The 13043-nt window shown below is 72.5% G+C and carries 12 protein-coding genes; 8 read left to right on the forward strand and 4 right to left on the reverse strand.

Annotated elements, in window-relative coordinates; all coding sequences use genetic code 11:
* Positions 1–5: 5 nt before the first annotated feature.
* Complete coding sequence (locus ACIF6L_RS30480) at positions 6–707, reverse strand: HNH endonuclease signature motif containing protein (protein WP_352293178.1); 702 nt, start codon at positions 705–707, stop codon at positions 6–8.
* Positions 708–782: 75 nt separating this feature from the next.
* Complete coding sequence (locus tag ACIF6L_RS30485; protein ID WP_359804960.1) at positions 783–1268, reverse strand: HPP family protein; 486 nt, start codon at positions 1266–1268, stop codon at positions 783–785.
* A 72-nt stretch (positions 1269–1340) separates the two neighbouring features.
* Between ACIF6L_RS30485 and ACIF6L_RS30490 the strand changes: the two genes are divergently transcribed.
* Positions 1341–1961 carry a CGNR zinc finger domain-containing protein gene (locus ACIF6L_RS30490; protein ID WP_396490665.1) on the forward strand — a complete coding sequence of 207 codons (621 nt, stop codon included), beginning with the start codon at positions 1341–1343 and terminating at the stop codon, positions 1959–1961.
* Between the two features lie 243 nt (positions 1962–2204).
* Entirely contained in the window at positions 2205–4637 is a 2433-nt protein-coding gene (locus ACIF6L_RS30495; RefSeq protein ID WP_396490706.1) for a chitinase C-terminal domain-containing protein, read from the forward strand.
* Between the two features lie 109 nt (positions 4638–4746).
* Here the strand turns inward: ACIF6L_RS30495 and bcp are convergent, their stop codons facing one another.
* Positions 4747–5223: a thioredoxin-dependent thiol peroxidase gene (gene bcp, locus ACIF6L_RS30500; protein ID WP_329487819.1), complete on the reverse strand. Its 477-nt coding sequence runs from the start codon at positions 5221–5223 to the stop codon at positions 4747–4749.
* A 143-nt stretch (positions 5224–5366) separates the two neighbouring features.
* On the opposite strand from bcp, the gene ACIF6L_RS30505 reads away from it, so the two are divergent.
* The 3 genes from ACIF6L_RS30505 (at position 5367) to ACIF6L_RS30515 (ending at position 7506) form a co-directional block, all read left to right on the forward strand.
* On the forward strand, positions 5367–5708 hold the full coding sequence (locus ACIF6L_RS30505; protein ID WP_329487818.1) for a DUF3618 domain-containing protein: 342 nt from the start codon (positions 5367–5369) through the stop codon (positions 5706–5708).
* 190 nt (positions 5709–5898) lie between these two features.
* On the forward strand, positions 5899–6201 hold the full coding sequence (locus tag ACIF6L_RS30510; protein ID WP_057237824.1) for a co-chaperone GroES: 303 nt from the start codon (positions 5899–5901) through the stop codon (positions 6199–6201).
* A 114-nt stretch (positions 6202–6315) separates the two neighbouring features.
* Positions 6316–7506 carry a winged helix DNA-binding domain-containing protein gene (locus ACIF6L_RS30515; RefSeq protein WP_359804965.1) on the forward strand — a complete coding sequence of 397 codons (1191 nt, stop codon included), beginning with the start codon at positions 6316–6318 and terminating at the stop codon, positions 7504–7506.
* 57 nt (positions 7507–7563) lie between these two features.
* Here ACIF6L_RS30515 and ACIF6L_RS30520 read toward each other — a convergent pair whose 3' ends face one another.
* Positions 7564–9960: a transglycosylase domain-containing protein gene (locus tag ACIF6L_RS30520; protein ID WP_396490664.1), complete on the reverse strand. Its 2397-nt coding sequence runs from the start codon at positions 9958–9960 to the stop codon at positions 7564–7566.
* A gap of 332 nt (positions 9961–10292) precedes the next feature.
* Between ACIF6L_RS30520 and ACIF6L_RS30525 the strand changes: the two genes are divergently transcribed.
* Genes ACIF6L_RS30525 through ACIF6L_RS30535 form a run of 3 tightly spaced genes read left to right on the forward strand, consistent with a single transcriptional unit; the run spans position 10293 to position 12998 of the window.
* Positions 10293–11093 carry an ABC transporter permease gene (locus ACIF6L_RS30525; RefSeq protein ID WP_396490705.1) on the forward strand — a complete coding sequence of 267 codons (801 nt, stop codon included), beginning with the start codon at positions 10293–10295 and terminating at the stop codon, positions 11091–11093.
* Positions 11086–12003 carry an ABC transporter permease gene (locus ACIF6L_RS30530; RefSeq protein ID WP_396490663.1) on the forward strand — a complete coding sequence of 306 codons (918 nt, stop codon included), beginning with the start codon at positions 11086–11088 and terminating at the stop codon, positions 12001–12003. Before ACIF6L_RS30525 ends, ACIF6L_RS30530 begins: the two co-directional genes overlap by 8 nt.
* A 35-nt stretch (positions 12004–12038) precedes the next feature.
* Positions 12039–12998, forward strand: coding sequence for an ATP-binding cassette domain-containing protein (locus tag ACIF6L_RS30535; protein WP_329487814.1), 960 nt, complete (start codon positions 12039–12041; stop codon positions 12996–12998).
* Positions 12999–13043 lie beyond the last annotated feature (45 nt).

Genomic DNA, 13043 nt, shown 5'->3' on the forward strand with positions numbered 1-13043 from the left:
CCAGTCTAGGGGTTTGCGCGGCCTTCGGGCACAGCCGTTTCTCCCTCGGTGCGGTCGGGTGCGGGCTTCGCTCGCCTGTTCTTGTTGCGCCCGCAGTAGGTGGGGGTGACGGCATGGCAGTTCGGGCACAGCAGGCGGAGGTTGTCGGGGCGGTTGTCGGACCAGTCCCCGTTGATGTGGTCCACCTCCAGCGTGAGCGGGCGGCCCCGCCACTCCGGCCCGGTGCCGCAGGACTCGCACGACTCCGGCCGGCCGAGCTCCGAAAGGGCCTGGCGGATGCGCACTCCCGGAAGCCGCTTGGCCTCCGAGGGGCGCTGGACGAGGAGTTGTTCGGCCGGGATCCTGCTGGGGAACCGCTTCCCGCGACTGTGGGCCTGCCCGGTGAAGTGCGAGGTGTCGATGCCGAACGCCTTGATCCGGCGGCCGATGTGTGCCTGGGTGCCCCCGGCTTGGCGCTGGCCGAGGTGGCGCACCACGCCCGCCACGCTGTACGAGGCCGAGACCGCCTCCTGGAGGAGTTCGCGGGTGTAGACGGTTCCGGTCGGGCGGAAGTGCGACGTGTCGATCGCGAACTCGGTCAGCCTGCGGCGCAGGTACTTGCGGCTCTCCCGGTTCGGCTCCCTCCCCAGGGCGGCCAGCATCTCGTCGAGTGAGGCGGCGGCTGCCGCGGTGGTCGCCAGCAGCTCACGGGTGTACTTGACCGGCATGGTCGTCCCCCTTCGGGCCTGTGTGCGCCCGTCCCCCGTGGGGGCGAACGAGTGGGGGGCGGGGTGGTTACGGGGTCACCACCAGTACGTCGGGTAGGTGCGGCGGGTGAGGCGGGCGGCGGCGAGGCCGGTGGCGGTGAGCAGCAGGGTGGCGAGGAGCAGGAGGGGGAGGAAGCGGGTGGGGTCGGGGGCGGTGAGGGTGACGATGACGGCGGTGGCGGCCGCGGGGGAGTGGGGGGTGCGGGCGAGGGTCATGGCGCCGAGGGCGAGGCCGCCGGCGAGGGCGGCGGACCAGTAGGCGGGGGTGGTGGCGGCGAGGACGGCGTAGCCGGTGAGGGCGGAGACGAGTTGGCCGCCGATGACGCTGCGGGGTTGGGCGAGGGGGAGGGTGGGGGCGCCGGCGATGAGGGCCATGGAGGCGGCGAGCGGGGGGATGAGGAGGGGTTGGCGGGTGAGGGTGCCGAGGGCGGCGAGGGTGAGCAGGGCGGTGACGGCGGTGGCGGTGGAGGTGAGGACGGCGGTGGGGGCGGGTCGGGCGGGGGCTTGGCTGGAAAGGGGCATGGCGAAGGCATTCCCTAACGCTTGAGACGGCGGGCAAGCGTTAGTCTGCGGGCTTTGGCTAACCGGTGGCAAGTGGCGTTACCGTTAGGCATGGGCATGGTGGAGCGTGGCGCGGTGGACGCGATGCCGGTCGGCGGTGAGCATCTCGCGCTGGATCTGGTGAACAGCACCTTCGTGCGGGGTGGTCTGCGCGGGCATCTGGTGGACGTTCTGGTGGAGCCGTCGGACCTGGCGGTCTGGGTGGACCGGCACGCCGTCGAGCTGGATCTGGCGAGCGTCCCGGCCGGGTCGCCGGGGCCGGCGGAGCTGGCGGCGTTCCTGGAGCTGCGCGGGGCCCTGCGGGCGGTGCTGACGGCGGTGGTGGCGGGGGAGCCGGCGGGGGCGGCGGAGGTGGCGGTGGTGAACGCGGCGGTGCGGGCGGCGCCGGGGTGGGTGGAGCTGGGGCCGGGGGCGGCCGCGCGGGGGGTGCGCCGGACGGCCGCGGGGGAGCGTGGGGCGGTGCTGCTGGGGCGGGTGGCGCAGGCGGCGGTGGAGTTGCTGACGGGGGGTCGGCGGGAGCTGGTGCGGGCCTGTCCGGCGCCGGGCTGCATCCTGTTCTTCCTGCAGCGGCACGCGCGTCGGGCGTGGTGTTCGACGGCCTGTGGGACGCGGGTCCGGGTGGCCCGGCACAGTCGTCGGCATGCGGACGGCTGACCGACGGGTATCAGCCGTTCGACCGGTGTTGTTGGGGATTTGATTACCAATTGGTACAGACCTATTGACCTTTGTGGTTCAGACCACATAGCTTCAGCGCCAATCTGCATTCCCCCACGTGCGTGCTCCCCCACAGGCATGCGCCGACACTCTCTCCCGGAGGACCGAGTGTTGATCCGAAGCACGGCCGAGCGGCGTCCCACCGCTGCCCGGCATTCCAAGAACCCGGCCGCCCGGGCGGGCATGGCCTCGCTGGCGGTCGCCGGCCTGGCCGGCCTGCTGATGGCGACGCTGGGTGCGGCGCCCTCGCAGGCGTCCGCCACCGTCGACAACGCGGCCTGTCGGCCGGACGGCATGTACCAGACGCCCGGGGTGGACGTCCCGTACTGCAGCGTCTACGACACCGAGGGCCGCGAGAAGATGGGCGCGGACCACCAGCGCCGCGTCATCGGCTACTTCACCGGCTGGCGTACCGGCAAGGACGGGACCCCGCCCTACCTGGTGAGCGACATCCCCTGGGACAAGGTCACCCACCTGAACTACGCGTTCGGGCACGTCGGCAGCGACAACAAGATCTCGGTCGGCACCGACAACGACAAGAACGAGGCGACCGGGATCTCCTTCCCGGGCGTGCCCGGCGCCGAGCTGGACCCGTCGCTGCCCTACAAGGGCCACTTCAACCTGCTGACGAAGTTCAAGAAGCAGCACCCGAACGTCAAGACCATGATCTCGGTGGGCGGCTGGACCGAGACCGGCGGGTACTTCGGCGACGACGGCAAGCGCGTCAACTCCGGCGGCTTCTACTCGTTGACGGTCAACCCGGACGGCAGCGTCAACCAGGCGGGCATCGACGCCTTCGCCAACTCCTCGGTCGACTTCATCAAGAAGTACGGCTTCAACGGCGTCGACGTCGACTACGAGTACCCGACCTCGATGAAGGACGCGGGCAACCCGCTGGACTGGCAGCTCGCCAACGGCAAGCGGGCCTCGCTGGCCAAGGGCTACGCGGCGCTGATGAAGACGCTGCGCGAGAAGCTGGACCGGGCCGGCGCCGCCGACGGCAAGCACTACCTGCTCTCGGTCGCGGCCCCGTCGTCCGGTTACCTGCTGCGCGGCATGGAGACCTTCCAGATCGCGCAGTACCTGGACTACGTCAACATCATGTCGTACGACCTGCACGGCGCCTGGAACAAGTACGTCGGCCCGAACGCCTCGCTGTTCGACGACGGCAAGGACGGCGAGCTGGCGGCGGCCAACGTGTACGGCACCGGCCAGTACGGCGGCATCGGCTACCTGAACGCCGACTGGTCGTACCACTACTTCCGCGGCTCGATGCCGGGCGGCCGGATCAACGTCGGCCTGCCGTACTACACCCGCGGGTTCAAGAACGTCACCGGCGGGACCAACGGCCTCTGGGGCACCGCGTCCGCGACCACCTGCCCGGTGGGCGCCGGGCTGACCTCGTGCGGTGACGGCGCGGTCGGCATCGACAACATCTGGAACGACAAGGACGACGCGGGCAAGGAGTCCCCGGCGGGCTCGAACCCGATGTGGCACGCGAAGAACCTGGAGAAGGGCATCGTGCCCGACTACCTCTCCAAGTACGGCGTGACCGACACCGCCCTGCAGGGCACCTACACCCGCAACTACAGCTCCACCCTGGTGGCGCCGTGGCTGTGGAACGACACCAAGAAGGTGTTCCTCTCCACCGAGGACGAGCAGTCGGTGGCCGCCAAGGCGGACTACATCGTCAACCAGGGCGCCGGCGGCGCGATGATCTGGGAGCTCGCGGGCGACTACAAGTGGGACGCGGCGGCCAACGGCGGCAAGGGCCAGTACGTGCCCGGCTCGACGCTGACCTCGCTGATGTACGACAAGTTCAAGGCGGCCTCGCCGTACAACGCGACCCGCTCGACGATCGCGCTGCCGCAGCAGACCCTGCCGGTCGACGTGACGTTCACCAACTTCGCGCTGGGCGACTCGAACTACCCGATCAACCCGAAGATCCACATCGTCAACAACTCGACGCTGACCCTGCCGGGCGGGACCGAGTTCCAGTTCGACTACAGCAACTCGGCCCCGGGCAACGCCAAGGACCAGTCCGGGTTCGGGCTGACCGTCATCAAGCAGGACAACCCCGGTCCGGGCAACGTGGGCGGCCTCAAGGGCACCTACAACCGCGTCTCGGTGAAGCTGCCGGGCTGGCAGTCGCTGGCGCCGGGCGCTTCGGTGGACCTGGACTTCGTCTACTACCTGCCGGTCTCGACGCCGTCGAACTGGACGGTCAACGTCGCCGGCACGCTGTACGGCCTGAAGGGCGACCTGACCCGCGGCAGCACGGGCGGCGGCACCGCGACGCCGACCGCGACGCCGACGGTCACCCCGACCGTGACGCCCACGGTCACGCCGACCGTGACGCCCACCGTGACCCCGACGGTCACGCCCACGGTGACGCCGACCGTCACGCCGACCGTGACGCCCACGGTGACCCCGACCGCGACCCCGACCTCGGGGGCCTGCACGGGCGCGCCGGGCTGGGACGCGGGCACCACCTACGCGTCCACCACCAAGGTGTCCTGGAAGGGGCACTACTACCAGAACAAGTGGTGGACCAAGGGCGACGACCCCAGTGCCAGTGGCTCGTGGGGTGTCTGGAGCGACCTCGGGGCCTGCTGATCGGTCGATCCGATGAGCGTGGCTCGCTGAGGTGAGAGACGCGGTGGCGGTGCACCCGGTCGGGGGGTGCGCCGCCACCGCTTCGTTTCCGCCCCCGCGGGGGCGGCTGTCAGGCCGCCTCGACCTTGAGGTCGCGCAGCAGCTTGGCGACGTGGCCGGTGGCCTTGACGTTGTACAGGGCGTGCTCGACCTTGCCGTGCTCGTCGACGATCACGGTGGAGCGGATCACACCGGTGACGGTCTTGCCGTACAGCTTCTTCTCGCCGAACGCGCCGTAGGCCTCCAGCACCTTCTTCTCCGGGTCGGAGAGCAGGGTGACCTTGAGGTCCTCGGCCTCGCGGAACTTGCCCAGCTTCTCCGGCTTGTCCGGCGAGATGCCGATGACGTCGTACCCGGCGCCCGCGAAGACCTCCAGGTTGTCGGTGAAGTCGCAGGCCTGCTTCGTGCAGCCGGGGGTGAGCGCGGCGGGGTAGAAGTAGACGATCACCTTCCGGCCGAGGTGGCCGGCGAGGGACACCTGGTTGCCGTCGGCGTCGGACAGGCTGAAGGCGGGTGCGGTGTCGCCGGGCTGGAGACGCTCACTCACGGGGGACTCTCCTGGTGCGTGGACGGGTGGTCGTACCACGGTCAACTTACCTCCGATGGTGGGTGGGGCCGCGCGGGCCGGGGCGGCAGCTGACAAACTGGGTCAGTCGCACAGGACAACATCAGTGAATTGGGGTGGCCCGAGTGGGCGAGGCGAGCACGAAGGACAAGTCGGCGCGGACGACGGCTCAGATCGAGGCGGACATCACCCGCACCCGCACCCAGCTGGCCGCGACCCTGGACGAGCTCGCCATGCGCGTCCACCCGAGCACCATCACGGCCCAGGTCAAGGCGAAGGCCGTGGCCTCCGTGGAGGAGAAGGCCGGCCGGGTGTACGTGGCGGCCAGCGGGCTGGTCGAGCAGGCCAGGGCGCAGTTCGTGGACGAGAAGGGGCAGCCGCGCAAGGAGCGGATCGTGCCCGCCGCGCTGGTCGGCGTGGGCCTGGTGCTGTTGGTCGCCTCGGCCCGCAAGCGCCGCAAGGGCTGAGGGTCGGGGTCCTGCCGGGCCGGGTGCCACCGCACCCGGCCCGCCGGATGCCGGTCCGGGGTCACGCGGGGCGCCGCGGAGCGGTACCTTCGGGGTCGTGAGTACGAACGACGAACCGACCCAGCGGACCACCTCCCCCGAGCAGGATCCGCCGCGCCACGACCGGCTGGGCGAGAAGCTGCCGATCAAGATGCTGCACGACCGCGTCCTGGTGAAGACCGAGGGCAGCGAGGGCGAGCGCCGCTCGACCGGCGGCATCCTCATCCCGGCCACCGCGGAGCTCAGCAAGCGGTGCACCTGGGCCGAGGCCGTCGCGGTGGGCCAGAGCGTCCGCTCGGTGGAGCCCGGTGACCGCGTGCTGTACGACCCGGAGGACAAGCTGGAGGTCGAGGTCCGCGGCGCCACCTACGTGCTGCTGCGCGAGCGTGACCTGCACGCGGTGGCCGCGATGCGCTTCGGCGACGCGGAGGGCTCGACCGGGCTGTACCTCTGAGGGTCCGGGCGGGCACCCCGTGAGGGCTTGCCGGGCGGGCCGGCGCGCCGAGGGCGCGGCGGCCCGCACCGTCGTGTCCGGGCGGTTGTCGGGGGTCGGCAGTAGGGTCCGGGCATGAGCAGCGGTGTGCCTTCGGGCGGGGTTCCTTCGATCGGTGACGACCAGCGCCGGGCCCGGGTCGGGCGGCGGCACCTGCTGGCGCGGGCCGAGCGGGCGGCGCGGGTGGAGGAGGTGGCGGACGCGGTCGTCGGGCTGCACGCCACGGACGCGGCGACGGTCTACCTGTCGGCCTGCGCGCGGCTGGCGGAGCCCTCGGCGGCGGAGGTGGAGCGGGCGCTGTACGAGGACGTCTCGCTGGTGAAGCTGCTGTCGATGCGGCGCACCCTCTTCGCGGTGACGGAGGAGTTCGCCCCGTACGTCAGCTCCGCGGCGGCGCGGGCGATCGCGGTCAAGGAGCGGGCCACGCTGGTGAAGCACCTGCGGGAGTTCGCCGAGGGGTGGGACGAGCCGCGGCTGGCCGCGACGGAGCGGGCCGTGCTGGCGGCGCTGGCCGTGCGGGGCGAGGCGACGACGTCCGAACTCGCCGAGGACGTACCGGCGTTGCGCGAGACGATGCTGATGGCGCAGGGCAAGCCGTACGAGGCCCGGCAGAGCGTGGGCAGCCGGCTGCTGCGGCTGCTGGCCTCGGACGGGCACGTGCGGCGCTCCCGGCCGCGCGGTTCGTGGCTGAGCAGCAGCTATCCGTGGGCGCCGGTGCCGCAGTGGCCGGACGTGCCGGTGCGGGAGGCGAAGGCCGAGGTGGTCCGGCGCTGGCTGGCGGCGTACGGTCCGGCGACGGTCGAGGACGTGAAGTGGTGGACGGGCTGGACGCTGGGGGACACCCGCAGGGCGCTGGGGGACGTCGGCGCGGTGGAGGTGGCGCTGGCCGGCGCGGTGGCGGGCCTGGTGCTGCCGGGGGACGACGGGCCGGTGGCGGAGCCGGAGCCGTGGGCGGCGCTGCTGCCGGCGCTGGATCCGACGGTGATGGGCTGGCGCGGGCGGGACTGGTACCTGCGGCCTGAGGACGTGCCGGCGCTGTTCGACCGGGCCGGAAACGCCGGGCCGACGCTCTGGTGGTGCGGCCGGGTGGTCGGCGGCTGGGCGCAGCGCCCCGACGGTGAGCTGGTGTGGCGGTTCCTGGCGGATGCCGGGGCCGAGGCGCGGGCGGCGGTCGAGGTGGAGGCGGCGCGGTTGGCGGGCTGGTTGGGCCAGGTGCGGGTGACGCCGCGGTTCCGGACGCCGCTGGAGCGGGAGCTGGTGTCCTGAGGTCCTGAGGTGCTGAGGCCCTGGGGGCGCCGATAGCGGGCTCTGGGGCTCCGGGTGCTACGGGGCCTGTCCGGCGGGGTGTCCGTCGGCCGGTGCGGGGGGCTGGGCGGTGGCCGGGCGGGTCGGCGGGGTGCTGGTGTCGCCGGCCGGGGGCGGGGTGCTCGGGGGCGCGGTCGGGGTGTGCGTCGGCCGCGGCGGCGCGGTGGGTCGGTTGGTGGGCGCGGGCGGCTGTTCCGGGGTGCCGGTCGGGGCGGGGGCCTCGGGGCTGGGCGCCGGCGCCGTCTCGGTGGGCCGGCTGCTGGGGCTGGGCGGGGCGGGGGCGGACGGCGTCGGGGTGTGCGTCGGCGCGGTGGTGGTGGCGGTGGCCGTGGCGCTGGGCGACGGCGACGGGGAGGGTGAGCCGCTGCCGGTCGGCCCGCCGGTCTGGGTGGTGCCGCGGCCGGTCTGGAGGTCGAAGCGCTGGACGTCGGTGCCGTCGAGGGCGTCGGCCATGTAGGCCGTCCAGATCCGGGTGGGGAAGGCGCCGCCGTTGATCCGTTCGTAGCCGGCGGTGCCGGACAGCGGCTCCTTGGCGTGGGTCTTCGGGTTCTCCCGGAACAGGCCGACGGTGGTGGCGAGTTCGGGGGTGAAGCCGGCGAACCAGGCGGAGAGGTTGGAGTCGGTGGTGCCGGTCTTGCCGGCGGCGGGGCGGCCGAGGTCGAGGGCGGCGGCGCCGGTGCCGCGGGTGCTGACGACGTCGCGCAGGACGTCGGTGACGGCGTCGGCGGCGCCCCGGTCGAGGGCGCTGGTGGGGACGTGTTCAGGCATCTTGGGGACGTCGATGGCGCCGCCGGAGTTGACGCGTTCGAGTTTGCCGACCGACCAGGGGGCGTACGTCTGGCCGTGGTTGGCGAGGCCGGCGTAGGCGCCGGCCAGGTTGAGGGCGCTGGGGGTGGCGGTGCCGAGCGTCATCGAGGTGTTGGCCGGGTCCATGCCGGGGACGTTGTCGGGGATGCCGAGCCGGACGGCCGTGTCGCGGACGTGGGCGAGTCCGGCGTCGACGCCCTCCTGGGCGTACACCGAGTTGACGGACTTCACCATGGCGTAGCGCAGGGTGATGCTGCCGTAGTCGATGCCGTCCTCGTTGGGCGGGGCGTACGGGGTGGGGCCGCCGGTGACGGGGCGTTCGCTGGTGCCGTCGTAGCGGGTCTCGGTGGTGATCGGGCGGCCGTCGCCGCTGCTGCGGCCGGAGGTGAGGCCGGCGGCGAGGTCGAAGGCCTTGAAGGTGGAGCCGATCTGGTTGTCCTGGCGCAGTACGTCGTTGTAGGGCTGCTTGGCGTAGTCGGGGCCGCCGTAGACGGCGACGACCCGGCCGGTGGCGGGTTCGACGGAGGCGCCGGCGACCCGGACGTCGGTGTCGGTGGCGGGCCGGGCCACGGGGTCGAGTTCGGCGGTGAGTTCCTGTTGGACGGCCTGGACGAAGGCGTCCTGGCGGGGCTTGTCGAAGGTGGTGGTGATGCGCCAGCCGCCGGACTTGAGGGTGGCGGCGTCGATGATGCCGGCGGAGACGAGGTAGTCGTCGGCGACGCCGACCAGGTAGCCGGACTGGCCCTTGAGCCCGGTGGCGGGCTGGGGGTCGATCGGGTCGGGGAAGGTGGTGGCGGCGCGGTCGGCCGGGCTGAGGAAGCCGAGTTGGACCATGCCGTCGAGGGTGTAGTTCCAGCGGGCGACGGCCTTCTCGCGGTTGGCGGGGGTGGCGGTCTTGACGTCGTAGGCGCTGGGGGCCTGGAGCAGGGCGGCGAGGTAGGCGCCCTGGGGGAGGGTGAGGCGGGAGACGTCGGTGCCGTAGTAGGCGTGGGCGGCGCTCTGGATGCCGTAGGCGCCCCGGCCGAAGTAGCTGCTGTTGAGGTACCCGGCGAGGATCTGGTCCTTGCTGCGCTGCTGGTCGACCTTGAGCGCGATGAAGAGTTCGCGGCCCTTGCGCTCGATGGTCTGGTCCTGCGTCAGGTAGTAGTTCTTGACGTACTGCTGGGTGATGGTGGAGCCGCCCTGGGTGCCGAGTCCGGTGAGGGTGTTCCAGCCGGCCCGGACCATGCCCTTCAGGTCGATGCCGCCGTTGCGGTAGAAGGTGCGGTCCTCGGCGGAGACGACGGCGTGCCGGGTGTCGAGCGGGATCTGGTCGATCGTGACGTCGGTGCGGTTCACGGCGCCGGTGCGGGCGATCTCGGTGGTGCCGTCGGCGTAGAGGTAGATGTTGTTCTGGGCGACGGCGTGGGCGTTGGCGTCGGGCACGGGGACGATGAGGTAGAGCACGGCGAAGGAGCCGACGGCGAGCAGCAGGGTCGCGGTGAGCGCGCCGAGGGTGACCCGCCAGGTGGGCAGGAGCCGGCGCCACAGCGGCTTGGCGCGGCGGGCTTCGCGGCGGGCGGCCCGTCTGGCGCTGCGCCGGGTGCTGTGGTCTGCCCTCAAGGTCATGCCGCGATTATGTGCTATTTGACCCGTGATCAGGCGTTGGAATAACCGGGTGCGCGGGAAGATCGCCGGAGGTACGGTGAAAGGTGCGAACCACATAGCGCACCCAGTTCGGGCAGCTCCGCCCGCCTGACCCGGCACCCTCCGGGTGGGGCCGGCCGGGGCCGGTCCGCGTGCGCCGGTGTCCCCGGGGGCACCTGCCCGCTCCTATTTGTCGACAAGGAGACAATATGTCGAACGCTCTTCCCGCCGAGTCGCGGTTCCGACACCCTCCCGATCCCGATCCCCGTGGTGCTCCACATCCCGCGGGCGCCGCCGGCGGTCCGGGCGCCGCGGTGGCGCTCTACCTCGCCATCGCCCGCGGAGCCTTCCGCCGCTACGCCACCTACCGGGCCGCCACCCTGGCCGGGGCCTTCACCAACACCGTCTTCGGCTTCATCCTCGCCTACACCTTCGTCGCCCTCTGGCAGGCCCGGCCCGGCCTCGGCGGCTACGACCAGAGCGCCGCCGTCACCTACATCTGGGTCAGCCAGGCGCTGCTGGTCACCGTCGCGGTCTGGGGCGGCGGCTTCCAGGACGACGTCCAGGACCGGTTCCGCAGCGGCGACATCGCCATCGACCTCTACCGCCCGGTGGACTTCCAGGGCTGGTGGCTGGCCACCGACCTCGGCCGGGCCGGCTACCACCTGCTCGCCCGCGGCACCCTGCCGATGCTGGCGGGGGCGCTGGTCTTCCGGGTCCGGCTGCCCGAACACCCGCTGACCTGGCTGTACTTCCTGCTGTCGGTGCTGCTCGCGGTGGTGGTCAGCTTCGGGCTGCGCTTCCTCGTCTCGCTCACCGGCTTCTGGCTGCACGACTCGGAGGGGGTGCGCTCGGTGATGCTGGTGGTGTCGATGTTCTTCTCCGGGATGCTGCTGCCGCTGGCGCTCTTCCCCGGCCTGCTCGGCGAGATCGCGCCGGTGCTGCCGTGGGCCGCGCTGATCCAGGTGCCGACCGACGTCTTCCTGGAGCGCTCGGCCGGGGCCGCGCTGCTCGGTGCGCTCGGCTTCCAACTCGTCTGGGGCCTCGGGCTGGTCCTCCTCGGCCGGGGCGTCCAGCTGCTCGCCACCCGCAAGGTGGTGGTCCAGGGTGGCTGAGCCGGCCCTCGCCCGCGCCGCGGCCCCGCCCGCCGGAGGCGACCCGCTCCCGAACGACCCGCTCTCCACCGGTCCGCTCCCGACCGAGCGGGGCCTGCTCGCCCGGACCCGCTGGGCGCTGCGCGCCTGGTGGCTCACCGCCGCGATGTGGACCAGGGCGACGATGTCCTACCGGGCGTCCTTCGTGCTGATGCTCGTCGCCAACCTGGTGATCACCTTCCTCGACTTCGTCGTAGTGATCCTGATGTTCCGGCACACCGACCGGCTCGGCGGCTGGACGCTGCCCGAGCTCGGCTTCCTCTACGGCACCTCGGGCTTCGCGCTGGGCATGGCCAACCTGCTGGTCGGCAGCGTCGACGGCCTGGGCCAGCGGATCCGGGCGGGCACGCTGGACACCATGCTGATCCGGCCCGCCCCGGCGCTGGCCCAGGTCTGCGCCGAGCGCTTCTCGCTGCGCCGGATCGGCCGGCCGGTGCAGGCGGTCGGGGTGCTGGCCTGGTCGCTGGCCGCCCTGGACGTCGATTGGACCTGGGACCGGGTGCTGCTCGTCCCGTCCCTGCTGGTCTGCGGCACGGCGATCTTCGCCGCGGTGTTCGTGGGCTTCGCCACCCTCCAGTTCTGGTGGGGCGAGGCCAAGGAGATCCAGAACGCCTTCACCTACGGCGGCGCCACCGTGCTGCACTACCCGCCGACCGTCTTCGCCAAGGAGCTGGTGGCGGGCACCGTGTTCGGCGTCCCGCTGGCATTCGTCAACTGGCTGCCCGCGCTGCGGATCCTCGACCGGCCCGACCCGCTCGGCCTGCCGACCGCCTTCCAGTACGCCTCGCCGATCGCCGCCGTCCTCGCCCTGGTGGCGGCCGGACTGGCCTGGCGCGCCGGGCTGCGGGCCTACCGCGCCACCGGCAGCTGACCCGGTCCCGAACCCCCTTCGAAAGCAGGACTCCCATGGCACTGATCGAACTCGACGACGTCCGCCGCACCTTCACCGTCCGCGCCAAGGCCGGCCGGCTGAAGCGCGAGAAGCGCGAGGTCCGCGCGGTGGACGGGCTGAGCTTCACGGTGGAGGCCGGCGAATGCGTCGGCTACATCGGCCCGAACGGCGCGGGCAAGTCCACCACCATCAAGATGCTCACCGGCATCCTGGTGCCCTCCGGCGGCCGGCTGCGCGTCGCCGGCGTCGACCCGGCCCGGGAGCGCGTCGCGCTGGCCCGCCGGATCGGCGTCGTCTTCGGGCAGCGCACCACGCTCTGGTGGGACCTCCCGCTCCGGGACTCCTACGAGCTGGCCCGCCGGATCTACCGCATCCCCGAGCACCGATATCGGGCCAACCTCCGACGCTGCGTCGAACTGCTCGACCTCGGCGCCCTGCTGGACACCCCGGTGCGCCAGCTCTCGCTCGGCCAGCGGATGCGCGGGGACCTGGCGGCGGCGCTGCTGCACGACCCGCAGGTGCTCTACCTGGACGAGCCCACCATCGGGCTGGACGTGGTGAGCAAGGGCCGGGTGCGCGACTTCCTGCGCGAGGTCAACCGCGACGAGGGCACCACCGTGCTGCTCACCACCCACGACCTCACCGACATCGAGCAGCTCTGCGGCCGGGTCATGGTGATCGACCACGGCCGGGTCGTCTACGACGGCGGCCTGGAGGGGCTGCACGCGGCGGGCGACAGCGAGCGGACCCTGGTCGTCGACCTCGCCGAGGCGCGGCCGCCGATCGAGGTGCCCGGCGCCCGGGTGGTGAAGGTCGACGGGCCGCGGCAGTGGCTGGCCTTCCCGGCCCAGCAGAGCGCCGCCCCGATCGTCGCCGCGGTCGCCGACCGGTACCCGATGGTCGACCTGTCGGTCCGCGAGCCGGCCATCGAGGACGTGATCGCCCGGATGTACGCGGAGGTCGCGATCGGCTGACCGGCCCCGGCGCGGCGGGCGTGCGTCCGGTCCGGTGGCCGGGCC

This window comes from Kitasatospora sp. NPDC086009 (assembly GCF_044540385.1).
GTDB lineage: Bacteria > Actinomycetota > Actinomycetes > Streptomycetales > Streptomycetaceae > Kitasatospora.